At 42.8% G+C, this 26,054-nt stretch carries 26 protein-coding genes; 5 read left to right on the top strand and 21 right to left on the bottom strand.

Annotated features, from left to right (window positions below; translation table 11 throughout):
- Window positions 1-27 precede the first annotated feature (27 nt).
- The 10 genes from INP51_RS09290 to INP51_RS09335 form a co-directional block, all read right to left on the bottom strand.
- Entirely contained in the window at window positions 28-474 is a 447-nt protein-coding gene (locus INP51_RS09290) for a GNAT family N-acetyltransferase (RefSeq protein WP_193734587.1), read from the bottom strand.
- 24 nt (window positions 475-498) lie between these two features.
- Entirely contained in the window at window positions 499-1,818 is a 1,320-nt protein-coding gene (locus INP51_RS09295) for an aspartate kinase (protein WP_193734588.1), read from the bottom strand.
- 67 nt (window positions 1,819-1,885) lie between these two features.
- Complete coding sequence (locus INP51_RS09300) at window positions 1,886-2,587, bottom strand: L-ribulose-5-phosphate 4-epimerase (RefSeq protein ID WP_193734589.1); 702 nt, start codon at window positions 2,585-2,587, stop codon at window positions 1,886-1,888.
- A gap of 23 nt (window positions 2,588-2,610) precedes the next feature.
- Window positions 2,611-4,233: a xylulokinase gene (locus INP51_RS09305; protein ID WP_193734590.1), complete on the bottom strand. Its 1,623-nt coding sequence runs from the start codon at window positions 4,231-4,233 to the stop codon at window positions 2,611-2,613.
- 143 nt (window positions 4,234-4,376) lie between these two features.
- A complete protein-coding gene (locus tag INP51_RS09310) occupies window positions 4,377-4,595 on the bottom strand; it encodes a hypothetical protein (protein ID WP_193734591.1) in 219 nt (72 codons plus the stop codon).
- A 113-nt stretch (window positions 4,596-4,708) separates the two neighbouring features.
- On the bottom strand, window positions 4,709-5,248 hold the full coding sequence (locus INP51_RS09315; RefSeq protein WP_193734592.1) for a DUF5662 family protein: 540 nt from the start codon (window positions 5,246-5,248) through the stop codon (window positions 4,709-4,711).
- A 2-nt stretch (window positions 5,249-5,250) separates the two neighbouring features.
- A complete protein-coding gene (locus INP51_RS09320; protein WP_193734593.1) occupies window positions 5,251-7,164 on the bottom strand; it encodes an alpha-amylase family glycosyl hydrolase in 1,914 nt (637 codons plus the stop codon).
- 19 nt (window positions 7,165-7,183) lie between these two features.
- Window positions 7,184-7,939 (bottom strand): exodeoxyribonuclease III, encoded by a 756-nt coding sequence (gene xth, locus INP51_RS09325; RefSeq protein WP_193734594.1) that lies wholly within the window; start codon window positions 7,937-7,939, stop codon window positions 7,184-7,186.
- A 249-nt stretch (window positions 7,940-8,188) separates the two neighbouring features.
- Window positions 8,189-9,649: an aminotransferase class I/II-fold pyridoxal phosphate-dependent enzyme gene (locus INP51_RS09330; RefSeq protein WP_193734595.1), complete on the bottom strand. Its 1,461-nt coding sequence runs from the start codon at window positions 9,647-9,649 to the stop codon at window positions 8,189-8,191.
- 1 nt (window position 9,650) lies between these two features.
- Window positions 9,651-10,712 carry a branched-chain amino acid aminotransferase gene (locus INP51_RS09335; RefSeq protein ID WP_268885826.1) on the bottom strand — a complete coding sequence of 354 codons (1,062 nt, stop codon included), beginning with the start codon at window positions 10,710-10,712 and terminating at the stop codon, window positions 9,651-9,653.
- A 113-nt stretch (window positions 10,713-10,825) separates the two neighbouring features.
- Here INP51_RS09335 and INP51_RS09340 point away from each other — a divergent pair, with 113 nt between their 5' ends.
- Window positions 10,826-11,188, top strand: coding sequence for a DUF1292 domain-containing protein (locus INP51_RS09340; RefSeq protein ID WP_193734597.1), 363 nt, complete (start codon window positions 10,826-10,828; stop codon window positions 11,186-11,188).
- Window positions 11,189-11,291: 103 nt separating this feature from the next.
- Here the strand turns inward: INP51_RS09340 and INP51_RS09345 are convergent, their stop codons facing one another.
- The 8 genes from INP51_RS09345 to INP51_RS09380 form a co-directional block, all read right to left on the bottom strand.
- A complete protein-coding gene (locus INP51_RS09345) occupies window positions 11,292-13,169 on the bottom strand; it encodes a L,D-transpeptidase family protein (RefSeq protein WP_193734598.1) in 1,878 nt (625 codons plus the stop codon).
- A gap of 31 nt (window positions 13,170-13,200) precedes the next feature.
- Window positions 13,201-13,632: a dUTP diphosphatase gene (locus INP51_RS09350; protein ID WP_193734599.1), complete on the bottom strand. Its 432-nt coding sequence runs from the start codon at window positions 13,630-13,632 to the stop codon at window positions 13,201-13,203.
- A 19-nt stretch (window positions 13,633-13,651) separates the two neighbouring features.
- Window positions 13,652-15,748, bottom strand: a complete 2,097-nt coding sequence (locus tag INP51_RS09355) for a polyribonucleotide nucleotidyltransferase (RefSeq protein WP_193734600.1) — start codon at window positions 15,746-15,748, stop codon at window positions 13,652-13,654.
- A 176-nt stretch (window positions 15,749-15,924) separates the two neighbouring features.
- Window positions 15,925-16,191 carry a 30S ribosomal protein S15 gene (gene rpsO, locus INP51_RS09360; protein ID WP_193734601.1) on the bottom strand — a complete coding sequence of 89 codons (267 nt, stop codon included), beginning with the start codon at window positions 16,189-16,191 and terminating at the stop codon, window positions 15,925-15,927.
- Between the two features lie 131 nt (window positions 16,192-16,322).
- Entirely contained in the window at window positions 16,323-17,063 is a 741-nt protein-coding gene (locus tag INP51_RS09365) for a C40 family peptidase (protein WP_193734602.1), read from the bottom strand.
- A gap of 139 nt (window positions 17,064-17,202) precedes the next feature.
- Window positions 17,203-18,225: a sugar kinase gene (locus tag INP51_RS09370; protein WP_193734603.1), complete on the bottom strand. Its 1,023-nt coding sequence runs from the start codon at window positions 18,223-18,225 to the stop codon at window positions 17,203-17,205.
- Between the two features lie 117 nt (window positions 18,226-18,342).
- Window positions 18,343-19,365, bottom strand: a complete 1,023-nt coding sequence (locus INP51_RS09375) for a sugar kinase (RefSeq protein WP_193734604.1) — start codon at window positions 19,363-19,365, stop codon at window positions 18,343-18,345.
- Window positions 19,366-19,395: 30 nt separating this feature from the next.
- The gene (locus INP51_RS09380; RefSeq protein WP_193734605.1) at window positions 19,396-20,031 is read right to left on the bottom strand and encodes a bifunctional 4-hydroxy-2-oxoglutarate aldolase/2-dehydro-3-deoxy-phosphogluconate aldolase; all 636 of its coding nucleotides are present in this window, start codon (window positions 20,029-20,031) and stop codon (window positions 19,396-19,398) included.
- A 221-nt stretch (window positions 20,032-20,252) separates the two neighbouring features.
- Here INP51_RS09380 and INP51_RS09385 point away from each other — a divergent pair, with 221 nt between their 5' ends.
- The gene (locus tag INP51_RS09385) at window positions 20,253-21,008 is read left to right on the top strand and encodes an IclR family transcriptional regulator (RefSeq protein WP_193737319.1); all 756 of its coding nucleotides are present in this window, start codon (window positions 20,253-20,255) and stop codon (window positions 21,006-21,008) included.
- 2 nt (window positions 21,009-21,010) lie between these two features.
- Here INP51_RS09385 and INP51_RS09390 read toward each other — a convergent pair whose 3' ends face one another.
- The gene (locus INP51_RS09390) at window positions 21,011-21,886 is read right to left on the bottom strand and encodes an aldose 1-epimerase family protein (protein WP_193734606.1); all 876 of its coding nucleotides are present in this window, start codon (window positions 21,884-21,886) and stop codon (window positions 21,011-21,013) included.
- Between the two features lie 349 nt (window positions 21,887-22,235).
- On the opposite strand from INP51_RS09390, the gene nagB reads away from it, so the two are divergent.
- Entirely contained in the window at window positions 22,236-22,964 is a 729-nt protein-coding gene (gene nagB / locus INP51_RS09395) for a glucosamine-6-phosphate deaminase (RefSeq protein ID WP_193734607.1), read from the top strand.
- Between the two features lie 32 nt (window positions 22,965-22,996).
- On the opposite strand, the gene glf is transcribed toward nagB, so the two are convergent.
- Entirely contained in the window at window positions 22,997-24,094 is a 1,098-nt protein-coding gene (gene glf, locus INP51_RS09400) for a UDP-galactopyranose mutase (RefSeq protein ID WP_193734608.1), read from the bottom strand.
- Between the two features lie 107 nt (window positions 24,095-24,201).
- Here glf and INP51_RS09405 point away from each other — a divergent pair, with 107 nt between their 5' ends.
- Window positions 24,202-24,516 (top strand): YerC/YecD family TrpR-related protein, encoded by a 315-nt coding sequence (locus tag INP51_RS09405; protein WP_193734609.1) that lies wholly within the window; start codon window positions 24,202-24,204, stop codon window positions 24,514-24,516.
- A 58-nt stretch (window positions 24,517-24,574) separates the two neighbouring features.
- Here INP51_RS09405 and INP51_RS09410 read toward each other — a convergent pair whose 3' ends face one another.
- Entirely contained in the window at window positions 24,575-25,195 is a 621-nt protein-coding gene (locus tag INP51_RS09410) for a DUF1836 domain-containing protein (protein WP_193734610.1), read from the bottom strand.
- A gap of 339 nt (window positions 25,196-25,534) precedes the next feature.
- Here INP51_RS09410 and INP51_RS09415 point away from each other — a divergent pair, with 339 nt between their 5' ends.
- A complete protein-coding gene (locus INP51_RS09415; RefSeq protein ID WP_193734611.1) occupies window positions 25,535-26,053 on the top strand; it encodes a DUF4364 family protein in 519 nt (172 codons plus the stop codon).
- Window position 26,054: the final 1 nt, after the last annotated feature.

Raw genomic sequence — 26,054 nt, forward strand, 5'->3', positions numbered from 1 at the left:
TCCTCAATTATTCATATCTACGGGTGATTATAACACATCCCTCACCATCTGTCCATAATCAAGGGCTGTAAAACCAAGCCTTTCATATAATCTTCTAGCACTAGGATTATCATCCGTCACCTCCAGGCGATATCTCTTTGCACCAGGGTAACTCTTAAAGATCCAGTTTAACATCTCGGTACCATAACCTTTATTTCTGGCAGAGGGATCAAAATAGAGTTCTTCAATCATAACATTCTTTCCTCCAACCTCACAGGCATAATACTCTGTCACATAGCAATAGCCGCAGATCCTTTCACCTTCCATTAATTTGTATCCATCCAGTCCCTGATCGCCAGCAACAGCTGCTTTGAAAGTCCTGGTCAGCGTCTCCTTTGACACCGTATGGCTGACAGCCGGACTGTCGTAGAAGGCCATCACCATATTCAAAACCGAATCGCAATCATTTTCCTGCATCTTTTTTATTCTAAACATAAAAACTCCTTACATTGTATTTCATTACGCCTGCGTAGTTACAAAAATATCATATATTGCTTTGATTGCCGCCTCATAATCCTTATCCTCAACTCCGATAATAATGTTCAGCTCCGATGAACCCTGATCGATCATCTTCACATTGACATGGGCATGTGCCAGTGCTGAGAAAATTCTGCCGGCTGTCCCGCGTGCTCTGCGCATCCCTCGGCCAACCACAGCGATCAAGGCAAGATCTGATTCCAGATCAATGGAGTCAGGCCTGACCAGCTTGTTCAGCTTTGTGATCACCTGCTGTTCTTTTGCTTCGAATTCTTTCTGATGAACATAGATCGAGAACGTATCTATTCCTGATGGCGTATGTTCAAACGAAAGCCCGTATTCTTCAAAAACCTGAAGAACCTTTCTTCCAAAACCAATCTCCGTATTCATCATGTCTTTTTCAATATTAATTGATACAAATCCTCTCATTCCGGCTATACCCGTAATTGTATACTTAGGTTTCGTACAAGTACTTTCCACGATCAGCGTGCCTTCATCATCGGGGCGGTTTGTATTTCTGACATTAATCGGAATACCCTCCCGCCGAATGGGCAGAATACAGTCTCCATGTAGGACCGTTGCCCCAGAATAAGAAAGTTCTCTTAGTTCTTTATATGTAATAGTAGAGATCACTTCCGGGTTTTCGACAATATGAGGATCCGTGACCAGAAATCCTGATACATCTGTCCAGTTTTCATACAAGTCAGCATGGACTGCCCTTGCAACAATTGATCCGGTTATATCAGAACCTCCCCTTGAGAAAGTTTTTATGCTTCCATCCGGTGCCATACCATAAAATCCCGGGATCACTGCCCTTTTCGTCTTATTTAGTCTTTTTCCAAGGTTGTTGTTCGTCTTTTCATCATCAAAAGATCCATCTTCCCTGAAGAAAATGACTTCAGCCGCATCTACGAATTCATAGTTCAGATAATTTGCAAGGAGTATTCCATTCAGGTATTCACCACGTGATGCCGCGTAATCTATTCCCGCATGATTATCAATCTGGCGGTGAATCTCCGAAAATTCCTGATCCAGAGATAAGTTTAAAGATAATCCATCAATAATTTCCTGATATCTTTCCTGTATCTCTCTTAATATGAGATCAAAATCCCCGCCTTTTCCGGCAACATTATAACACATATAAAGCATATCCGTAACCTTCGTGTCACCGTCATAACGCTTTCCCGGTGCTGAAGGCACGACATATCTCCTGTCATCATCTTCAAATATAATATTGCTTACTTTTTTAAACTGTGTCGCACTTGCGAGGGAACTTCCACCAAATTTCGCAACTTTTATCATCAGGTCAATACTCCTTTTTTTAGTTTTTCATATAATTTATCGCATGAAGTCGTATCCGTCAAGTTTTTTAGCGTCTGCTTTCTTTTTGACCGTAATAAGCATCCTCCCCATGTTTTCTGTAATAATGCTTATCCAAAAGCTCTTGAGGTGCCGGCTGTACCTTGGAATTAATCTGCTCACATCTTGCTGCCATCTTTGCAACTTCCTCCAATACAACAGCGTTATGAACTGCTTTTCGGGCATCTCTTCCCCATGTAAATGGTCCATGATTTTTACAGAGTACCGCCGGCATGGCCTCGTAGTTTAAATTCTTGAATAAATCCGCAATCAAGTGTCCGGTATTCTTTTCGTAATCGTGCTCAATCTCTTCTTTTGTAAGACATCTCGCACATGGAATCTCTCCATACATGTAGTCCGCATGGGTTGTGCCATAGCATGGGATTCCTCTGCCGGCCTGCGCCCAGCTGGTGGCCCACGGTGAATGCGTATGGACAATTCCTCCTATATTCCGAAAGGCTTTGTATAGTTCAAGATGAGTCGGTGTATCAGAGGACGGATTATAGTTTCCTTCCACTTTATTCCCATCCAGATCCATAATCACTATATCCTCCGGGGTAAGCAAATCATAATCTACGCCACTGGGTTTAATGGCAAACAATCCTGCCTTACGATCTATCTCACTGACATTGCCCCATGTAAATGTAACCAGACCATATTTTGGAAGTAACATATTGGCCTCGTATACACGTTTTTTTAATTCTTCTAACATACGCTTTCTCCTTTGCAAACAGATCATAATAATGTCTCTACTGCTGCTCTTTCAATTGCAAGGCCTTTCTTATAGCGCCTGGTAAATGCCTCAAAGCCGGCTGCTTCTTTTGGATCAGGTTGTATCGTTTTGCTCTCCTGACCGGTAAAGACCCTATTCTCAAGAAAAGTATCCAGACTCTCATCTTCTTCTCTATTTATCATATATGAGGCGAGCAGCGCACTTCCCCATGGCCCTCCTTCTCCGGCAGTCTTCAGGACCGAGACCGGTGTGTTCATGGCCGCAGCGAGAATTCGCTGCCCTACTTCTTTTGTCCTGAAGAGTCCGCCGTGTCCGGTCAGCTTATCGACCTTTACTCCTTCTTCTTTAAACAGAATATCTGCTCCAACCTTGAGTGCACCGAGAGCCGTAGACAGATGGACACGCATAAAATTAGCAAGATTTAAGCTATTTTCAGCCGATCTTACAAAGAGCGGACGTCCTTCTGTGAAATCCGTGATATGCTCCCCGGAATAATAATTATAGGCGAGCAGTCCGCCACAGTCAGGGTCGCCTTCTAACGCTTTTCGATAGAGGATCCCATACAGCTCATCCATATCAGGCTTTATGCCAAAACACTCTAAGGTTTCTTTAAATAGTCCCACCCATGCGTTCAGATCCGAAGTACAGTTCTGGCAATGAACCATAGCTACCGGATCACCGGAAGGAGTAGTTACCATATCTAGTTTTGAATATACCTTTGACAGTTCCTTTTCCAGCACAACCATCGCAAAGACAGACGTTCCAGCAGATACATTTCCTGTCCGCTTTGCAACAGAATTGGTCGCCGCCATCCCGGTACCGGCATCTCCTTCCGGAGGGCAAAGGGGAATTCCGCTTTGCAGCATGCCGCTGACATCCAGTAGTTTTGCCCCCTCATCTGTCAGATTTCCGGCGGCTTCACCGGCTGTCAAAACTCTGGGAAGAATCTCGGAAAGCTTCCACGAATATCTTCGGCTCTCATCCAATTGATCAAATTTCTCCACAAGATCGGGACGGAACGTCTTAAGTTCTGAGTCAATTGGAAAAACCCCGGAAGCCTCTCCGATTCCCAAAACTCTCTTTCCCGTCAGCTTCCAATGTATGTACCCCGCAAGGGTTGTCAGATAGTCAATTTTTCCAACATGATCCTCCTGATTTAACATAGCCTGATATAGGTGAGCTACAGACCAGCGCTGTGGTATCTGAAAATGAAAAACTTCCGTCAGCTTGTCCGCAGCCTCGCCAGTGATATTATTTCGCCATGTTCGGAACGGAACCAGAAGTTTTCCATCTTTATCAAAGGCCATATAGCCGTGCATCATGCCGCTGAATCCGATTGCGCCGATTGTCTTAAGAGACATTCCATATCTTTTCTTCACATCACAAGTCATCTGATAATAGCTGTCCTGAAGTCCTTTCCACACATCCTCTATGCGATAAGTCCAGATGCCATCCTCATAGCGATTTTCCCATGTCTGTGAACCGGAAGCAATCAGAGCATAATCCTCACCGATCAGAACTGCTTTTATTCTCGTGGATCCCAATTCAATGCCAAGAACCGTTCGGCCTTCCCTGATCACATCTTTCACTGAATCTTCATGATTTTTTATTTTGCTATTCTCCATTTTCTACCCTCTTCTTTCATTAAACCCGAAATACAATCTACAAACAATAATACCACGTGAAACAATCTTGCACAAGCTCATGAAACAAAAAGGACAGATGCATATACTTTCCTATACACATCTGTCTCTTTTCATATTGACAGCTATAGATTGCACCGATTCTTGTACTGCTCTTTTCCATCCTCTTTCGTATCCTTTGCAGGATGGACAAAATGGTAAAGCTGTTCATATGCCTCCAGTTCATCCTCCGAAGAAGGAGAAGATGGTATCAAACCTGTACAGTCGCTCACGGAGGATACGTAAGAATCGTCCTCTAAATCCTCTAAAAACTCTTGAAACTCTTCTTTCATCTCATCTTTCATAATAGCAGATCCCTCCTTTTCAAAAAAGAATCTGTCATCAGTTTTCCCCGGCTTCCGACTCATTATGCCTTCAAATACTTTCCTTTAATAACCAAAAGGTATGTTTCTGCTGATCATTCACGCAAAAATATATTTTTAATATAACTAAGTGTCACGTCTTCACCTTTTTCGGCGAGCATCGTAAGAAGATATTCCAGTTCCTTCTTTACTTCAGGATGAACAAACCAGAGATGGTCTTTGCTATTCCTGTAATATTCGAGCGGGTCATTTGATGAATAATTATCACCTTTGTACACTCTGGATGCACAGATCCTGTCCATCACCATCTCTGCCACATATTTTTTTGGCATCCTCATGCCTTCGATCACTGTTTTACATCCCGGATCGGCACTATAATCAATCCAATATTCGAAGTGATGTCTGTTACGGCCTTTGTGATGAAGCCATGCCTCGGAAATTCCAGTTTCTTCACGCTCGGCATTGTTCGGACTTCTGTTTCCCTGATAATATCTACATCCTCTGGAAAATTCTGTCCATGAATATTTTGACAAATCATGCATGAAACCCTGTCGGTATAATCCGATTTTAAAGCAGTACCCCATGACGAGAAATCTATGTTTTGTTATTGTCTTAAAATGTTTCCAGATGTGCATGTTCAATGACCACCCTGTTTTTTAGTTTGTCCCGATATTAAAACCATAACCGTCCGGGGCGGAACAGTTATCTTCCTTATCCCGGACACTTCCTGCTCTTTACCCGGCGGATAAAATCCATCTTTCATACTCGTATCGGCGGCAATCTTCCAGACTTCTTTTTCGCTCAGATCAGGAAGAGCCAGTTTTTGCTCACTGCTGCTCATATTCAGAGCAATATAGACCGACTCATCCTTTACATCATCCCTTTTTGTACCATAGGCACCATAATATAGAATGCCCAAAGTTTTGCTGTTATACTCCATCTGAGGAAACCAGGCCTCGTCACCGTGATACGACAGATCCGGATATCCAAGTGACTTATAATCTGTGAGTCTGGGCTCCTCGCTCTGGTGTAAAACAGGATGACTCTTTCGAAATTGAATACAGTTTTTTACAAACTTTCTCATTGCAAGGGTGTCTTTTTTTCGATTCCAATCCTGCCATCCAATTGCATTATCCTGACAATAGGGGTTATTATTGCCGGAGGCCGAATTGCAGTTTTCATCTCCGCCATAGATGAGGGGAGTTCCCTGTGCAGTCATAAGTATAAGCCACGCATTCCTCATCTGCTGTCTCCGAAGTGAACAGATTTTTTTATTCGATGCAGGGCCTTCCATCCCACAGTTCCATGTATAATTCAAATCTGTGCCGTCGCGGTTATTTTCGCCGTTACTTTCGTTGTGTTTCTGTTCGTACATTACCATGTCAGCCATGGTAAAGCCATCATGGTCTGCAAAATAATTGATCTGCCCACAACCGGTGGGATTTCTTCGAAGCTTATACGCTGCAGATTCAGCACACCCGTCATCTCCTTTCAGAAATTTTCTCATAAGATGTTCGAATGAAAGATTGTGCTCAGCCAGATTTTTAAAGGATGGCTTTACATTTTCTCCATAGATCGCTGCTGTGTCAAATCCTGTATAAATCAATTTCGTATCTCTTAAAAGAGGGTCTGCTGCAATATGATTCGCAAGAATGTGATCTCCCATCAGATGAAATCCATCTACTCTAAAGGTTAGTGTCCAATAATGAAGAATATCGAGAACCACCTCCGGCCTGATATCCGGAGTAAAAAAGAATTCAAGGATACATTCCATCTTCTCCTTGTGAAGTGCATCCACGAGATCGGCAAATTGGCTGACCAGATCAGTACGGGTATGACCAGGTAATCCATACAAAGCTTTTGGAGCATAATAAAGAGCCGGACCATATCCCCAGTAATTTCTCTTCATCTGATCCAGGTCGACTGTTTTCCTTTGTTTCTCATCCCGGATATGAAGCAGATCAAAATCTAAAATATCATAAAATTCATAGACCGGCATGAGCTCTAGTGCCGTAATTCCCAATTCTTTCAGGTATGGAATTTTATTTATTACGCCAGAAAAGGTACCTCCATCTTTCGTATTCGAACCGCGGCTCATAGTAAAGCCCCTGACATTGGTCTTATAGATAATAGAATCTTCATATGGAATTCTGGGCGGCTTTGTTGTAAGGACCGGTGTTTTAGGGATGATACACCCCTTTGTCATATCGTGCGGTATAAGATATGGTTTCCCTTGACCGCTCATCTGTGCAATCTCACATGCATAAGGATCCAAAAAGTATTTATGCCCTGACTCATAGCCGTAATACCACTGTCTGGCGTCCAGCGGCTCTATTCTTACAGAACGTATCTCCCCGATTCGTTCTGTAACAGGCAGAGGAACTCTATATACTTCTTTAGGATTCTCTTTTTTAAACAACAAAAGAGAAGCTTCCTCTTCATCAGCAATTTGCACTGTAAAACTGTATCCCTTTCCAACCTTGTGGGCTCCCATCCTTGCAGGATCGCCCGAAGAAATTTTCCATCCGGGATATGTCTTAAGCTTCTTCATGAGCAGCAGTCCTTTCACTTTATAGATTGATATCAAGTTCCACAGGGCAATGGTCAGAGCCCATAATTTCGGTATGTATCTTTGCATCCCCTATTTTGTCTTTCAGACAGTCTGAGACACAAAAGTAATCAATTCTCCATCCTGCATTATGCTCTCTTGCGCGGAACCGGTAAGACCACCAGGAATAAATCCCAGCCTGATCCGGATACAGATAACGATACGTATCCACAAAACCATGTTCCAAAAGGTTGGTGAACTTCTCACGTTCTTCATCCGTGAAACCGGCATTCTTCCTGTTAGTCTTAGGGTTCTTAAGATCAATCTCTTTATGTGCAACATTCAAATCGCCGCAGAAAATCACCGGCTTTGTCTCCTCCAGCTTTTTCAGATAAGCCAGGAAATCATCTTCCCACTTCATTCGGTAAGGAAGTCTCGCAAGCTCTGCCTTAGAATTTGGCGTATATACGGTCACCAGTGCGAACTTCTCATATTCACAGGTGATTATGCGTCCTTCCTGGTCGTGATCTTCTATACTCATCCCATAGGACACACAAAGCGGCTTTTCCTTTGTAAATACCGCCGTTCCGGAGTAGCCTTTTTTCACTGCATAATTCCAAAACTGATGATAGCCCTCAAGGTTTAGGTCAATCTGCCCTTCTTGAAGTTTGCTCTCCTGAATACAGAAAATATCAGCATCCAGTTCCGCGAAGGTGTCCAGAAAGCCTTTATTGACACAAGCCCGCAGGCCATTAACATTCCATGATACAAGTTTCATAAGCAATCGTACCTTTCTTCTGTATTTGATAAATGGATGCCTGCACAGGTGAAAACCTGATCAAGCATCCATATAAGTATATCATGATCTGATACCAGGGTCAAAAGGTCTTGCTTTTCATGCTCGCATGAAAAAGCATGACTTTGGGACCCGAACAAACATGAGAAAGCAACCCGATTAGGGTGTATTTCGAATGTTTGTAGGATTACGTGAGCACAAAGTGCGGAGTAATCCGTGTATCATAGGGTGTCAAAAGGTTATAATCTGGAGGTTACTCAGTTTTGTATCAGCAGGACCGTGTATCGAGAGCCCTTTTCGTCTGTAGTCATCTATCTGATCAAAGATCTCGTCATCAATCAGCTCTCCGGGATATATCAGCGGGATTCCGGGCGGATAAGGGACAATCATCTCCCCTGATATCCTGCCTCGGGCATCCTGCCATCTTACTGTTTCTTTTTTATGAAAATAGGCGTCACGAGGCGTTAATACTTTTTTGGGAAGTTTCATGGAAAACCGCTCCTGATCATCTCTTTTGTATTCCTGCTGATATTTGGTTTCCTTTGCAATCCGTCTGATTCCATGTACCAGTCTGTCAATATCTTCTTTTGTATTGCCAAATGTAATGACGCAGACAACGTTGTCTTCATCTGCAAGCTCCGTGCTTACACCGCTGTCCTCATACAAAAGCTGCTGCATTCGGTAACCACTGATGTGAAGTTTTCTGGCGGAGAAAACCAGCCGCAGAGGATCCAGATCATAAACCGCACTGTTGTTTTCATCTTTTTGTAGTACACTTATACCGGGAATACTGTGAATCTGATGTCTGGCGGTATCAGCAAGTTCAAGAGCCTTCTCAATCATCTCTTCTCCATGAAGAGCCAGTTCCTGTCTGGCCGCATCCAAAGATGCCATCAGTATATACGAAGGACTCGTGCTTTGAACCATCTGCAGTGCCTTCATCACCTGATGTTGCTCTACGCGATCACTGTTGATCTGCAAAAGAGAACTCTGTGTCATACTGCCTGCAGTTTTGTGTATACTCTGTGCACACATATCCACATCCTGCCGAAGTGCACCTTTTGGCAGTTTATCGGAAAAGTACAGGTGACTTCCGTGTGCCTCATCGACACACAATAGTGCCCCATGATCATGGCATACTTTGCTTATGGACTTCAGATCGCTTAATACACCATAATAGGTGGGGCTTACCAGAAAGACGGATTTGCATCCGGATGCCTCGCCTTCCAGGAGATGTTTAATTCCCAATACATCGACACTGCCCCAGACATTCCATGCATCGTCAAACTCCGGCATCACATAACAGGGATCCGCGCCACTCATAATCATTCCCATCAACAGGGATTTGTGAGCATTTCTCGGGATAATCACCTTGTCGCCCGGAGATGTCATAGAAATCACCATTGCCTCGTTTCCACATGTCGTACCGTTCACCAGAAAGAAAGTTCTTTTTGCACCCCAGAGATCTGCCGCCAGTTCCTGTGCCTGTTTGATCACACCCCTTGCCTGGTGCAGATCATCCAGACCTTCCGCCTCTGAAAGATCGCATCGGAATACTCCTTCCCCGAAAGCATCTAAAAGCCGGGGATTCACACCCCCGGCAAAACGGTGAGCAGGAATCCGAAAATACGCCGGATTTCTGCCAGAAAAATCAACTAAAGCATTGACGATTGGTAACTGATCCTGATTCATCCTATTCAATGACATGAATCCAGCCCTCAGGAGACTTAATTTCACCCATCTGAATACCTGTCAGGGTATCATAAAGTTTCTGGATCACAGGTCCCATATGGTCCATGCCGCTCGGGAAGAGAATTTCTTTTCCATGGTCATCAATTTTTCCAATCGGAGAGATTACAGCCGCAGTACCGCACATTCCACACTCTGCAAAATCTTTCACTTCATCGAGATAAACTTCTCGCTCCTCTACTTCCAGCCCCAGATACTCCTTTGCAACATGCATGATAGAACGTCTCGTCACAGATGGAAGTATACTGTCTGATTTTGGAGTTATTACTTTATCGTCTTTCGTCACAAAAATAAAGTTAGCTCCACCAGATTCCTCCACTTTCGTCCTTGTCGCAGCATCCAGATACATATTCTCATCAAAACCTCGGTTATGTGCATCCATCACGGCATACAGGCTCATCGCATAGTTTAGACCGGCCTTTACATTGCCTGTTCCATGAGGAGCCGCGCGGTCGAAATCACTGACACAGATTGAGAGCGGATTAATCCCGCCCTTATAGTAAGGTCCGACAGGCGTACAGAACATACGAAACTGAAACTCAGTTGCGGGTTTCACCCCAATTACAGGATTACTGCCAAACATATAAGGCCGGATATATAATGTTGCTCCCGATCCATATGGGGGAACGTAATCAACATTCGCCTTTACAAGCTGATCGAGCGCATCGATAAAACGTTCCTTTGGAAACTGCGGCATATATAGCCTTTCAGCCGAATCCATCATGCGGGCAGCATTCAGTTCCGGACGGAATGTCACAATCTTTCCATCTTTTGTCGTATATGCTTTCAGGCCCTCGAAACATTCCTGACAATACTGAAGTACGCAGGCACACTCATTGAGCACAACATTCGAATCGGAGGTTAGCTCTCCTTCATCCCATGCCCCGTCCTTATAATTCGAGACATAACGCTTATCTGTCTGGAGATAACTAAATCCAACATTTTTCCAATCAATATCTTTCTTCATTTCGCTTGCTCCTCTTTTCTGGGTGTAACTTTTTCTAATATTATACACCTTAACCGAAAATTTTCAAGTAGGTATGAGATATTTTCCGATTGCATTTATGAGGTGATTCTGATAAACTGTAACCAACACATGAAAGGTAAGGTATCTCAAATATGAGTGATGAGAACAAAGATTTAAACTGCGAGGGGAATTGTGATTTTTGCGAAGATGAATGCGAGGATATGGACCAGCCTACGGTTACGCTGACACTCGATGACGACACAGAGATCACTTGTGCGATCCTCACCATCTATCCAGCTGGGGACAATCAGTATATTGCACTTCTTCCACTGAATGAGGAAAGTGAAAACGAAGACGGCGAAGTATACCTCTATCGTTATCTCGAGAATGAAAACGGACAGCCTACCCTTGAAAATATCGACACAGATGAAGAATACGACATTGCTGCCGATGCATTCGATGAGCTGATGGATGAACAAGAATTCGAAGATCTGGATACAGACGACAATTTGTAATATCGGAATACAATTCTTGTCGTTTTCCAGTTCGTTCTTGAACTCAATGCCATAATTCTAAAAATGAGCCATACAGTTTTCCCCGCTGTATGACTCATTTTCTTTATTCATTCTCAGTCGGTTGATCCGGAGAAGGTTCCTCCGGCGTGTTCGTCGGCGCCGGGGGATCGGTCGGAGTTGGTGTTTCCGTCACCGGCGGATCGGTTGGCGCGGGCGTCGGCACTTTTGTCGGTGCAGGCGGTGTTTTTGTCGGTGCCGGTGTATCTTTCTTTTTCTCTTCTTTTGTCTTATCTTTTTCTTTTGTTGTATCCGAATCCTGCTTTTTTTCCTCGTCCGGGGAAGCAGTCGGTGCCTCTTTTGTTTCATCAGCCTTTTTCTCGGCAGGTGCTACATTATATGTTTCAGAGTAGTAGCAGATAATTGGCATACTCTCATCGATAATCTCATAGATAGCCTTTGCCTTCGAAAGCGGCAGATTGATGCATCCGTGAGAACCGCGATTTTTATAGATATTTGTTCCAAACTGTCCCGATGTGCGCCAGGTGGCATCGTGAAGCCCGATTCCTCCGTTAAATGGCATCCAGTAAGTTACCGGTGACTCATACTCATAAGTACCGTCCGCTCTTTTTGCTCCCCGCAAAACAGAAGGTGACTTTTTAAAGGTCAGATGGAAGATTCCCGGCGGTGTCCAGCGATCTGAGGTCATCTTTCCCGACACGCAGCCCGTATCGACTGCCAGTGCTCCATCTTTGTAGACCCATACATGCTGACGACTGAGATCAATTTCCACATAAGAATTACCAAAACCATTATTCTCATACGTCGGTGCCTCCTGTGAAAAGGCCGGTTTTCTTGTCGTTACCGTATGATTGGAAAGTTCATCCAAAAGCTGCGCTGCTTCTGCCTCCTGATTTATCTGGAATCCAAACTTTCCCTTTACAGTGATCTCACCTAACCCTGTAGCCTGAAACTTAGTATCGACATCGTAGGTGTCGACGCTCTCGGCAAGATTTTGCACATATTCTCTGATATGCTGATTCCACACATCATCATCCTTGGAGTAATTTCCGTTATCATCTACAAAAAGCCACTGTCTTAAAGTGTTCCCATCAAGGACTTGATCTCCCTGGGGCAGCTGGTAGGTAATACTGCTCGCCGTCAGTTCGTTCAACTGTGCTGCCTGGGTCTGAAGGTTTTTATCGTCCGACAAAACTTTTGGCTCTTCATATGCACCTGCTTTTTCGAGAGAAAGATTCTTCTGTCCACTGTCGATTGCTTTTTTGATGAACCCAAGGGCTTTCCCCTTATCAAGTTTATTTCCCCTGACTTCCTCTGTTACCTGGAATTTATTATCCAAGAATTCAACCTTTGCATCTTCCGGTCCCTGCATATTCTCATCCTGAAGCTGCGGAATATAGGAGACAATCTGGTCTAATTTATTCTCATCGTACGTTATGTTGGCCTTGAAATTATATTTCTTCGATCCGCCAAATATACCTTTAGGCCACAGAAAAGGACTCTGAGATTTCCTGAGATTGGTAAGGCTATCATCCGGAATATACTCAAGATCTATATCTGAACTCCTGATATCTTTTTTCTCTCCGCCTCTAAATTTCAGTTTCAGTTCATAATTTTCGACATTTTTTCGAATTTTCTCTTCTGCCTGGGATACTGTCAGTCTGCCACAATCAGTATTGTTGATAACCGTTCCTTTATAAAAGCGGTTATGATAATAATATGTAAAACCTCCGTAAATTCCAACTAACACTACGGTCAATACTAAAACCGCAGAAATTATAATTGTTTTAATTCTGTTTTTTTTGTCTCCACTTTCATCGTCATCATAATCATAATTGTCATATAACCCATCGCCATCATAATTATCTCTGCCAAATTCATCATCGTCCGGCAGAGGACCACCAACATAATTCTCAAGTTCCTTTTCTAATTTATCCTGAAAGTCGTTAACATCATATCCCATCAATCTTACTCCTAAAAATACTTTTGAAGTGTTACTGTATCCCTGTGCTGCCTAATCCTCCCCTGTTTTTTCCCATAAGCGGACCCTCTTCGAAAACAACTTTTGGCTGATGCTCGAATATGCGAAATTGACAAACACGGTCATTGAAATGAATGGCTGTATCTCTCATTGCGTAAACCGGCATAAACCACCAGTCATCCGGACCGCAATACGATTCATCAATAATCCCACAATGATTAGTCTGAATAATGCCAAAATTCTTAAAAGTAGAACTTCTGGGCACAACATGGGCTTCATACCCTTCGGGAAGCTGCATTGCAATTCCGAGGGGGATCAATCTGAATTCCCCCGCTTTCATCTCAATGTCTTCTGCAGAACGCAGATCAACCCAGTCTGACTTTCCATCTATATATCTCAAACGTTCAATTCGATCATTCAGATATTGTATCTTAATTCGTTTCACTTACGATTCAACCGCCTTTTTACTGTGCATCTGCCGGAACATCTTTGATACTGAAACTGATTCTGCCCATCTTATCTTTGCCAAGGCATACCACTTTCACAATATCCCCCAGTGTCAGCACGTCCTCAACATGATTAATACGTTCTTTTGCAATCTTGGAGATATGAACCATCCCTTCTTTGCCCGGAGCGAACTCGAGGAAGGCACCAAATTCCTTGATACTTACAACCTTCCCTGTGAGTATCTGGCCTTTTTCAAAGTCTGTCGTGATAATCTGGATATCTTTGACAGCCCGATCCATGTCCTCCTTATCGGTTCCACAGACAGAAACCGCTCCGTCATCATCTATATCAATCTTCACACCAGTCTCTTCTATAATTGTATTGATCGTCTTTCCACGTTGTCCAACCACATCTCCGATCTTTGACGGATCAATCTGAATCTGAATAATCTTAGGCGCGTACTTTCCGACTTCCGGACGAGGAGCAGTGATTGCCTTTTCCATCACCTCTGTCAGAATATACTCTCTTGCTTCCTTTGTTTTCGCAATCGCCTCTTCTATGATTGCTCTGGTCAGTCCATGAATCTTGATATCCATCTGGATTGCAGTGATTCCATCGTGAGTTCCGGCTACTTTAAAATCCATATCACCGAAAAAGTCTTCCAGTCCCTGGATATCTGTCAGCACAATATAGTCTTCGTCGTTCTCTCCGGTTACCAATCCGCAGGATATACCGGCTACTGGTTTTTTGATCGGTACACCGGCCGCCATCAATGACATTGATGATGCACAGATACTGGCCTGTGAAGTTGAGCCATTAGACTCAAAGGTCTCAGAGACCGTCCGGATTGCATAAGGAAACTTTTCAACAGGCGGAAGTACCGGTACAAGGGCGCGCTCAGCCAGTGCTCCATGACCGATTTCACGGCGTCCAGGTCCTCTCGACGGTTTTGTCTCTCCTACAGAATATGACGGGAAGTTGTATTGATGCATATAACGTTTTGATGTTATATACTCATCAAGTCCATCTACCTTCTGTGCCTCAGATAAAGGTGCCAAAGTAGTGACAGTACAAATCTGTGTCTGTCCCCTGGTGAACATGGCAGAACCATGGACTCTTGGAATAATGTCAATTTCAGCAGAAAGAGGACGAATCTGGTTGATTGCACGGCCGTCCGGACGTTTATGTCCCCTTAGGATCATCCTGCGAACAGTCTTTTTCTGGTATTGATAAACGGCATCGTCGATAAATTCCATCCATTCTTCATTGTCAGCAAACTTCTCCTGAAGACGCTTCGTAATCGCACGGATATTCTCTTCCCTTGTCTGCTTGTCATCTGTGAAGACTGCATCTTCCATCTCTTCTTCCGGAACTACTTCTTTCACAGCACTGAAAAGCTCCTCCGGAACTTCATAGTGTTCATAACTATGTTTTTCTTTACCACATTCGGCAACAATTTTATCAATAAATTTTATAATTTCCTTGTTTACGTCGTCTGCCATAAAGATCGCCTCAATCATCTTCTGCTCAGGCAGTTCGTTGGCGCCGGCTTCAATCATGATCACTTTTTCTCTGGTAGAAGCAACAGTCAGTGACAAATCAGACACTTCTTTTTCTTCCAGCGTTGGATTCACGATAAATTCTCCATTAATCATGCCCAGCTGAGTCATTGCACATGGTCCGTCAAACGGAATATCTGAAATACTGGTTGCAATCGCTGATCCCAACATAGCAACGACTTCGGGATCGCACTTCGGATCCACAGACATAACCATGTTGGAGAGTGTCACATCATTTCTGTAATCTTTTGGAAACAGAGGACGCATCGGACGGTCAATCACACGAGAAGTCAGGATCGCATGTTCGCTTGCCTTTCCTTCGCGTTTGTTAAATCCACCGGGAATTTTTCCAACAGCATACATCTTTTCTTCATATTCAACACTTAAAGGGAAGAAATCAATTCCTTCTCTTGGTTTATCAGACGCTGTGGCCGTCGACAAGACAACCGTGTCTCCATAATGCATGAAGGCAGCTCCATTTGCCTGTTTTGCAACACGCCCGATATCAACAGTCAGATCTTTTCCTGCCAGTTTCATAGTAAAACTCTTATACATAGGGTTTCTCCTTTTCAAATATAGTCCTCTGGTTGGCAGCTTTCCACCGAAACAACTGAAAAACACACTGAATTCAATGTGCTTTTCAGTGGTCTCGGAATCAGATATCCGCCAAAAGAGGGTGTCATTTACAACACAACGAAACAGGGCGGAAAATGCCGCCCTGAACTTAAAGTTTACTTTCGAAGTCCTAATTTTGCAATTAATTCACGATATCTTTCGATATCTTTATCCTTGAGATAGTCAAGCAGGCCACGTCTTTGACCAACCATCTTAAGAAGTCCTCTTCTGGAATGATGGTCCTTGTGATGAACTTTCAGATGCTCAGTGAGCTCATTAATTCTCTCTGTAAGAATGGCAACCTGTACTTCCGGTGATCCTGTATCACCTTCTGTTCTTCCGTATTCCTTCATTATTTCCTGTTTCTTTTCTGGTGAAATCATGTTCTTTCCTCCTGTTTTTCGTTAAGCCATTGATCAAGAGACGGTCGGAGACTCCGGACTCTGAATCAAGGCAGATTTCATACTTTTAAAGTATATCATAGCAAAGATACCTTGTAAACTACTTTTTACGATCATCCAATCACATCTATCGCCCATACTGCATGAGCAGAATCAAGATTCGATATACAGATTCCTTTTTTTTGATTGCTTGCATTTAGAACCTGTCCCTCACCCAGATTGATCACGACATGATAAACAACTCCCTGTCTCGCATAAAAAATCAAATCGGCAGGCTGCGCCTGATCCACTGAGATACGCTGACCCATCTTTGACTGTTCTGCGGAAACTCTAGGAAGGCTGATGCCAAAATGATTGTAGACACTCTGAACATAACCAGAGCAGTCAGCACCTTTTGTCAGACTTGTCCCGCCCCATACATAAGGATTCCCGATAAACTGACTGGCAAAATCAATCAACTGCTGACGTACCGGTGATACTTTATAAGCAACTGGCATATCAGCCATACCGGCCGTCTGGATGATTCTCATTGATTCAGCCGGTGAATACAGATAATCAGCACTCACATATCCGGTCACATCGCCAGAAGTGATAAGACACCATCCGTCCTCGTAACCATCGACCTTCATAAGACCGCAGGCAGGAATTTTTCCGACAATCTGACTAAACGGACCCGGATCCTGGCGGATATTTAATTTTGTACTAACATTTGCCACGGCAAAATGTTCCTCTTTTGTATCAGCTTCTGTCTGTGCCAGCAGATTATTTCCTACCTCGGCCTTTACCGCGGTTCCCCCGCATAGAATTACAAAAGCGGCGATCTGTGACAACAGGATAAGTTTTTTGCGGTACATAAAATCCTCCTGTATTTTACAAATCCTTGTATCATTGAAGTCAAAGGCCGTAGCCTTAAGGATAATTGTAACAGAAGGATTCCATTAGTCAAGAACATTCGTTCGACCCTAAGTCTGTTAATTCGACATACTGTCTGACTTATCGGTCCATCTCAAGCTGTGGACCGGTATTTTTGTGGTTCAATATGATTCTGTTGATTTCTTTTAGATCACTAGAAGGCAGATCTCCGGGAATCGTATTCTTAACCGCTCCGGTGGCATTGCCATACTCCAAGGCTTTCTGGCAGTCATTGTTATATGCAAGCAGGCCGTAAAGTGCTCCGGAACAATAAGCATCTCCGCTTCCGATCCGATCCACTACTTCAATATGCCGATATGGCTCTTCCTCATAGAATCTATCATCTTTTTTACTGTAGATCATGGAACCAAAGGTATGTTCCTTGGGGCTGTGAACAATTCGCTGTGTGGATGCAACGACTGAAATCGGATAGTCATCTGTAAAACTCTTCATTATCGTCTTCACATCTCCCTCTTTATGGAAAGTCAGACGGGCGGTTTCTTCTGAGCAGAAGAAGACGTCGACAAGCGGCAGGATCTCCTCGATACACACACGTGCCTCCTCGCCGGTCCACAAATTTCCCCGGAAATTGACATCGAAAGAAATCATTGTTCCGTTTTCTTTCATCCGCCTCATCACTTCTATTGCCGTATCCCTCGACTGTTTGGAAAGTGCAAGTGTAATTCCGCTGGTGTGGAAACATCTGGAACTAGTATAAAGACTTTTGGGAAGATCGCAGACATTTATCTTGCAAAAAGAGGCATGTCTTCGGTCATAGACAACCCTCGGTTTCCTTGGAAATGCGCCATTTTCATAATAATAGATTCCAAGTCTTGCGTCTGAATCTTCATCATATACCAAATAGTCATCGCTGACTCCGCAGAAACGCACTTTATTTTTCGCATAGGTCCCAAGGGGATTATCTGGCAGCTTTGAGATGATGCCTGTCCGAAGGCCAAGAAATGAAACACCGGATACCACATTGAGTTCTGCACCGCCCACCTGTTTTACGAAGGTATCTCCTCTGACGATACGCTCATTATCCGGCGGTGACAGCCGAAGAAGAATCTCCCCCATTGACAATAAATCAAACTCTCTATCCATGACTTCCTCCTTTATTTCATCTTTCGTTTTTTTAAGGGGATGCTGTATATCACAACATCCCCTTTTATTATAAATGTTCCATGGCAAAATGGGTTTTATACATTTATCGAAAATTAATTATCTCTGAACACGTCCGGAAGCGTCGCCGCCTGCAAGACGGGTAACCTCATCCATCGACACCATATTGAAGTCTCCCTCAATCGTATGTTTCAGACAGGAAGCAGCTACTGCGAATTCAATAGTCTGCTGTGGGTCATAGTTATTTAAGCTTGCACAGATCAGACCGGCACCAAAGCTGTCTCCTCCGCCGATACGATCAACAATATGAATCTTATATTTCTTGCTGAAGTAATATTCGTCTTCTGTATAGAGCATTGCAGACCAGTTGTTATCATTCGCAGAAATAGATTCACGTAGAGTGATTGCAACTTTGGAGAACCCAAAACGGTCTTTTAGTTGTTTCGCAACATCTTTATATCCTTCATGATTTACAGTACCGGTAGTAACATCTGTATTCGCTGCTTTGATTCCGAATACATCTGCTGCATCCTCTTCATTGGCAATGCAGACATCGACATATTTACAAATCTCGCCCATCACTTCTCCGGCTTTTTCTTTTGACCAGAGTTTGTTTCTGTAGTTTAAGTCACAGGAAACGGTAATTCCAAGTTTTTTTGCTGCCTTGCATGCCTCAAGGCAAATCTGAGCAGCGTCATCATTCAGTGCAGGGGTGATTCCTGTAAAATGAAACCAATCAGCACCCTTGAATATTTTTTCCCAGTCAAAATCCGATGTCTTTGCCTTGGCAATTGCAGAATCTGCACGGTCATAAATAACCTTGGACGCCCTCTGTGAGGCACCCTTCTCTGCAAAGTAGATTCCTACACGGTCTCCGCCTCTTACAATCTCAGAGGTATCAACACCGTATTTTCTCAGCGAGTTTACGGCAGCTTGGCCGATTTCATGTTTTGGAAGTTTTGTGACAAATGCAGCGTCCATACCATAATTTGCAAGTGAAACAGCAACATTCGCCTCTCCTCCGCCATAAGTAGCACCAAAGGTATCAGCCTGAACGAATCTCATATACCCTTCCGGAGCTAGTCTCAGCATAATTTCACCAAAAGTTATCACTCTTGCCATTGTTTCATCCTCTTTTCCTAGTTCTTTGTCTTATCGTATTTCTTTTACCAGAGCGACCGCTTCTTTTGTCATCTCTGTGATCTTATCAAATTCACCAGCTTCAATCAAATCAGCCTTAACCATCCAGCTTCCGCCACAAGCGAAGATCTTGTCACAGCTTAAGTATTCTTTCAGATTTTTTGCATTTACACCACCTGTAGGCATAAATTTAACATCAACGTAAGCGGATGCAATCGCTTTGATTGTCGAAACACCACCATACTGTGCCGCCGGGAAGAACTTCAGTACTTTCAGTCCCCTCTTTACACCTTGTGCAACTTCTGAAGGTGTAACAGTTCCGGGAAGAACCGGAATATCCTTTTTAAGGCAGTAATCAACAATTTCCGGATCAAATCCCGGACTGACAATAAATTTTGCACCTGCATTGATGGCACGGTCAACATTCTCTATTGTGAGCACGGTACCTGCTCCGATCAGCATATCCGGATATTCAGTTGTCATAATACGGATAGACTCTTCCGCCGCCGCTGTACGAAAAGTTACTTCCGCACAGGGGAGCCCGCCTTCGCAAAGCGCCTTTGCAAGCGGTTTTGCATCTTTCGCATCGTTTAAAACAACAACCGGAACAACACCAAATTTTGAAAGTTCTTCTAAAATTTTATTCATAGTATTCACCAGACCTTTCCATTCTATCAATCACAATCATTTTAATTTCACATTGTGAAATCAAATTTCACATCGTGATATCTCGATTCCAGTATACTTTCTAAACATCTGCTTGTCAAGAAAGAATTCCAGTGATAAAATATGATACCAGTGGCTTATCCCCTCATCTGCACAAAGATAAACAGCCCGACAGGGCAAAACCCGAATGGAAGGTAAAATTTATGGTTACAAAGAATCCAATACAAGTTGCCGACAGGCTGTTTCTCGTTCTTGAAACTCTGGCGGATACCGGTGCAGTCTCTCTGGGATTTCTCTGTGAGAAACTAAAACTGAACAAGAGCACTACTCACCGTCTTTTGAGTTCTCTGAGTTATATGGGATACGTAAAACAAGATCCAAAAACTCAGAAATATGATCTGTCATTGAAGATATTAAGTCTCTCCAATAAGATGCTCAGCCGAATGGACATTCTTGAAGATCTAAAGCCCTATCTCAAGAGACTTTCCGGGGAAACTGGAGAAACTGTGCATCTTGTGGCACTTGACGGCCTTGATGCCGTGTATATCTTCAAAGAAGAATCCTGCCAAAATTCCGTACGTATGGTATCCAAAGTGGGAAACCGGGTGCCTCTGTACTGTTCCGGAGTTGGAAAAGCAATCTGCGCAGATCTGCCCGATTCCAAGATTGAGGAGGTGTGGAAAGCGAGCAACATTCAAAAACTGACCCCCAATACAATCACTGATTATACTCTGTTCATGAAAAGAATCGAAGAAATCCGTAAATCGGGATACGCTCTCGACGATGAGGAGAATGAAATAGGCGTACGTTGTATTGCTGTCAGTATCCCTGATTATCACGGACGTTCCAGATATGCTTTTTCCATCTCAGCACCCGCCGCAAGAATGTCCGACGAAAGAATATCAGAGATCGCACATATCATCCTGAAAGTAAAAGATGAAATTGCAAGTTCACTCTAGATTCATCCGGTAATTGAGATGCTCCAGTCATTGACATAGGTCTTACCCTCGTCCAGCATAATCAAACTCTTCTGCATGGTCAACTCTTCCACTACCCCCTGCGAGGATGGCAGAGATGCCCATGGTTCCAGACAGATAAACGGAGCATCCATCTTCGGTGTATGCCAGATTCCAAGATAAGGCATATCCGGAAAATTCAAAGAAAGTACAGCATGTCTCCTTTTATCCAGAAGTATCACCGTATCTCCTGCTCCCTCAAGCACAACCGCATCCTGATCAAACAGATTATGCTTAAGATTCAGGCAATTGTCATCGCCCAGTTCAAAGGGGGTCTTCGTATTATCCACAAAACAGGTCGGAGAAAATCCGATACGAAGGGGATGAACACTCTCCTGGAACTTTAGCGAATAATCCTCGAATTTTTCTCCATCGCAGATTGGAACACGAAATCCGGGATGACCGCCGATTCCAAAGTACATCCTCTTATCATCTCTGTTTGTCACCTCATAACTAATCTCAAGCCTGCTGCCTTCCAGACGATAGCTGATCAGGTATGTAAATGAAAAAGGATATTGCCGCATCGTGCCATGATCACTATCCAGACAAAAAGTGATATAGTCGCGGCCGTGATCACAGACTGTAAGATCATAGTCTTTGACAAATCCATGAATATCCATCTGATATCTGTTTCCTTGATACGTATAACTTTTATCCGTCATTCTTCCCACATAGGGGAATAAGTTCGGGGCCTGCCCTTCCCAGAATGCCGGATCCCCCTGCCATAGATATTCTGTGTTGCCTTTCCTGATTGAATTCAGCTCCGCTCCTTTAGAATGAATCATTACAGACATTTTCTCATTGAAAATCCGATAGTTCATGTTTTTCTCCTTTTATTTTCTTTTCTGTCTTATCTATATCATACCATGAGGTTGGGGTCAAAAGTAATTTGACCCCTTATGATACACGGATTGTTACGCTCTTCGAGCTCTCACAATCCTAAAAACATTCGAAATACACCCTAATCGGGTTGCTTTCTCATGTTTGTTCGGGTCCTAAGGTCATGCTTTTTCATGCAAGCATGAAACGCAGGACCTTTTGACCCTAGTATCATACCATATAACAGTGGATGTAAAAACCTCAGATCCAATGTTTGTGCTTGCATTTTTTGTTTTCTTTTGCTACAGTAAACTGTAGACAATTCAAAAGGAAATGGAAGGTAGAAACATTATGTTTAGAATCTTAAGAGGAAAAGATTATGATGATATGAGCCGGATCGCGGCAAATGTAATTTCTGCTCAGGTTACTTTAATGCCAGAGTGTGTGCTGGGTCTGGCGACAGGGTCTTCACCTATCGGTACTTACAGCCAGCTGATCAGATGGCATGAGGATGGTTTGATCGATTTTTCCGGTGTTACTTCCGTGAATCTTGACGAATATGTCGGGCTTGACGGATCAGATGATCAGAGTTATCGATATTTTATGAATCGTCATCTGTTTGACCATGTCAACATCAATCCGAAAAATACTTATGTGCCGAACGGCAAGGCTTTCGATACAAAAAAAGAATGTGAACGTTACGATCAGATGATTCATAATCTGGGCGGCATCGACCTTCAGCTTTTGGGGCTTGGAAACAACGGCCATATCGGATTTAATGAACCGGCAGATTCATTCGCTAAGGGTACACACCAAGTTAATCTGACTGAGAGCACCATAAAGGCGAACTCCCGATTCTTTGATAAAACCGAAGATGTCCCGACACAGGCATTAACCATGGGAATCGGAAACATTCTCCAGGCCGGAAAAATCCTTATCGTAGTAAATGGCGAGGGAAAAGCAGATATTGTAAAAAAAGCATTTTTTGGACCGATTACGCCACAGGTTCCCGCCTCTATCCTGCAGCTTCATAAAAACGTAACTCTCGTCGGGGACGAAGCAGCTTTGTCTCTGATTTAATATGCTATCTGTGCACCATGGCCCGGGAGGGATTACAGTTCTCTCCCGGACAGATCCAGTGCAGCTCTTACCACTTTATCCATGTCATAATACTGGTAACTTCCCAGACGACCACCAAAGATTATATTCTTCTCTTCTTTGGCAAGTTCTTGATATCTTACATAAAGTTCGCTGTTTTTCTTATCATTTACCGGATAGTACGGCTCCATCCCCGGTTTCCATTCTGTGGAATATTCTTTCGATATGACTGTCTTTTTCTGTGATTTAAATTCAAAATGCTTATGTTCGATAATCCTTGTATAGGGAACTTTGCGTTCCGTATAGTTTACCACCGCATTTCCCTGATAATTATCACATTCCAGGATTTCCGTCTCGAAACGAATACTCCGGTATTCCAGAGTACCAAGGCAATAATCAAAATAGGAATCAATCATCCCTGTAAATACTGTCTTATCGGCGATATTCGGATGTAGTTTAACAAATTCTGAATATTCTGTATTCAGAAGCACTTCTATTCCATCAAGCATTTTTTCGACGATCTTTGTATAACCGCCGATCGGAATTCCCTGGTATCTGTCATTAAAATAATTATTGTCATACGTAAAACGAAAAGGGAGTCTCTTTATGATAAATGCAGGCAGTTCTTTGCAGTCTCTTCCCCACTGCTTTTCCGTATATCCTTTGATCAGTTTTTCATAGACATCCTTTCCTGCAAGGGACAACGCCTGTTCCTCCAGATTCTTCGGATCTTGAATTGAAAGCTCTGCAATCTGGCTGTCTATGATCTCTTTTGCCTCTCTGGGCGTCTGGATGTTCCACATCTTGCTGAACGTATTCATGTTGAAGGGCAGATTATAGAGCTCATCTTTATAAATCGCGATCGGTGAATTAATGTAATTATTAAATTCTGCAAACTGATTCATATAATTCCAGATTTCTTTATCTGAAGTGTGAAAGATATGTGCTCCGTACTGATGCACCTGAATCCCCTCTAATACTTTTGTATAGATATTACCGGCGATGTGATCTCTTTTATCAATCACCAGCACCTTTTTTCCTCTCTTTTTTGCTTCGTGGGCAAATACCGAACCAAACAGTCCGGATCCGACGATCAGATAATCGTAATTCATGATGGTTCTCCTTTGAAAAGTATTCTTGATTGTAATGCATTACTGTGCTAAACTAGTTAAGTAGGTATCGTCTGATTTTATTATAATTCATATAGGGGGTATTACACATGAGCAAATCAATTCATACCGAAGAGGTAGACCATCTTTTTGAAGGTATCTTATGTCTGAAAGATAAAGAGGAATGTTATACCTTCTTTCAGGATGTCTGCACAATCAATGAATTGTTATCTCTCTCCCAGCGTTTCGAAGTTGCAAAAATGCTTCGTGAAAAGAAAACCTACCTGGAGATCTCTGATAAAACGGGTGCATCCACCGCAACGATCAGCAGAGTAAATCGTTCACTTTCCTACGGCTGCGACGGATATGAGATGATTTTTGATCGTCTGGAAGAGAAAGACAAAAAGAATAAATCAGATCAATAATTTATGTTTCATGATACCATGGGTTGCCGGTCACCTAAGTGTTCTCACAATCCAGGTATCATTTTTTTTTATTTTTTTCGTCTGGTTCTTCCTTCTTCCCCATGCTGTCGATAATCTTTTCTATAATTCCTTTTTTTACGTAAACATCGAAACTCAAAATACAGATAAAAGAAAATTGCCTAAGGAACTCTCTGTCCTCTTCGGGCGCATCACCAAAAGTCTCTCCTGCCCGTTCATAGCTCTTTGTGATATTTTTCATGAGAATTTCCACTTGCTCTTTTTCTGCACCGAAGACCTCGTTATAGACATCTATAAGGTTCATCTCACCATCGGATTGAAAATACTTGTCTGTGAGCGGTTTTAGCAATGACTGAATATCCGTGATGGACAAAACACTTTTAAAATAATAGATGAAAACAAGTATCAGCATATGTTCACGGGAATACTTCTTTTTTATAGGAGGGGGAAGCAGATCATTCTTCGCATAATTGTTAATCATCGTTTTCGTCAGTATCTTGTCATCCGGATATCTCTTGGAATGACTAAGAGCCGCGTCCATAAATGTTGTCACCTGATCCATGTATAAATCTATGTTAGGAATATCCTCGGGTTTTACGTAATCGATATTCGATAAACTTTTTAAAATGCTCCCGAGCATGTCATTCGTATCTATCGTCATATTTCTACCTCTCATATTATGATGTTGGGGTCAAAAGTAATTTGACCCCCTAGATACACGGATTACTCCGCACTTTGTGCTCACGTAATCCTACAAACATTCGAAATACACCCTAATCGGGTTGCTTTCTCATGTTTGTTCGGGTCCCAAGGTCATGCTTTTTCATGCGAGCATGAAACGCAGGACCTTTTGACCCTGGTATCATATTATAATGTTGTCCCTGATATTAGTATATGGTTTTTAAAACTATATGTAAAGGTTTTAATTGTTTTTTATTTGTTTTTGATTTTGTATTGTGTGTATGCTATACTGATTTTATGGAAGAAAGGGGTATGTATTATGATTGAATCACCTTTAACTCTTTATAAGCTGATTATCCTCTATATGTTGAATAAAGTCACATTTCCTCTGTCGAATTCACAGATTTCGGAATTTGTTCTGGGAGCCGAATACACAGATTACTTCCATCTTCAGCAGGCTCTGAATGACCTGAGGGATTCTGGCCTTGTTACCACACAGAGAGTCCGGAATACAACGAATTATCACATGACGGAAAAAGGACTTGATACTCTTGAATTCTTCAAAGGCGAAATTTCTAATGATATCAAGGCAGATATTGATACTTACCTGAAGGCAAATGCCTATGAACTTCGCAACGAATCGTCAACGCAGGCTGACTACTATAAGACGACTTCTCACGAGTTTGAAGTTCACTGCACCGTGACCGAACAGACAGAGAAACTGATTGAAGTTGTTCTGACGGTTCCGACAAAGGAAGCTGCAGAGGACATCTGTGATAACTGGTCCGGTAAGAGTCAGGAAGTATATGCATTTTTGATGAAAACCCTGATGAACTGAC

The organism is Blautia liquoris (genome assembly GCF_015159595.1).
In the GTDB taxonomy this organism is placed as follows: Bacteria; Bacillota; Clostridia; order Lachnospirales; family Lachnospiraceae; genus Novisyntrophococcus; species Novisyntrophococcus liquoris.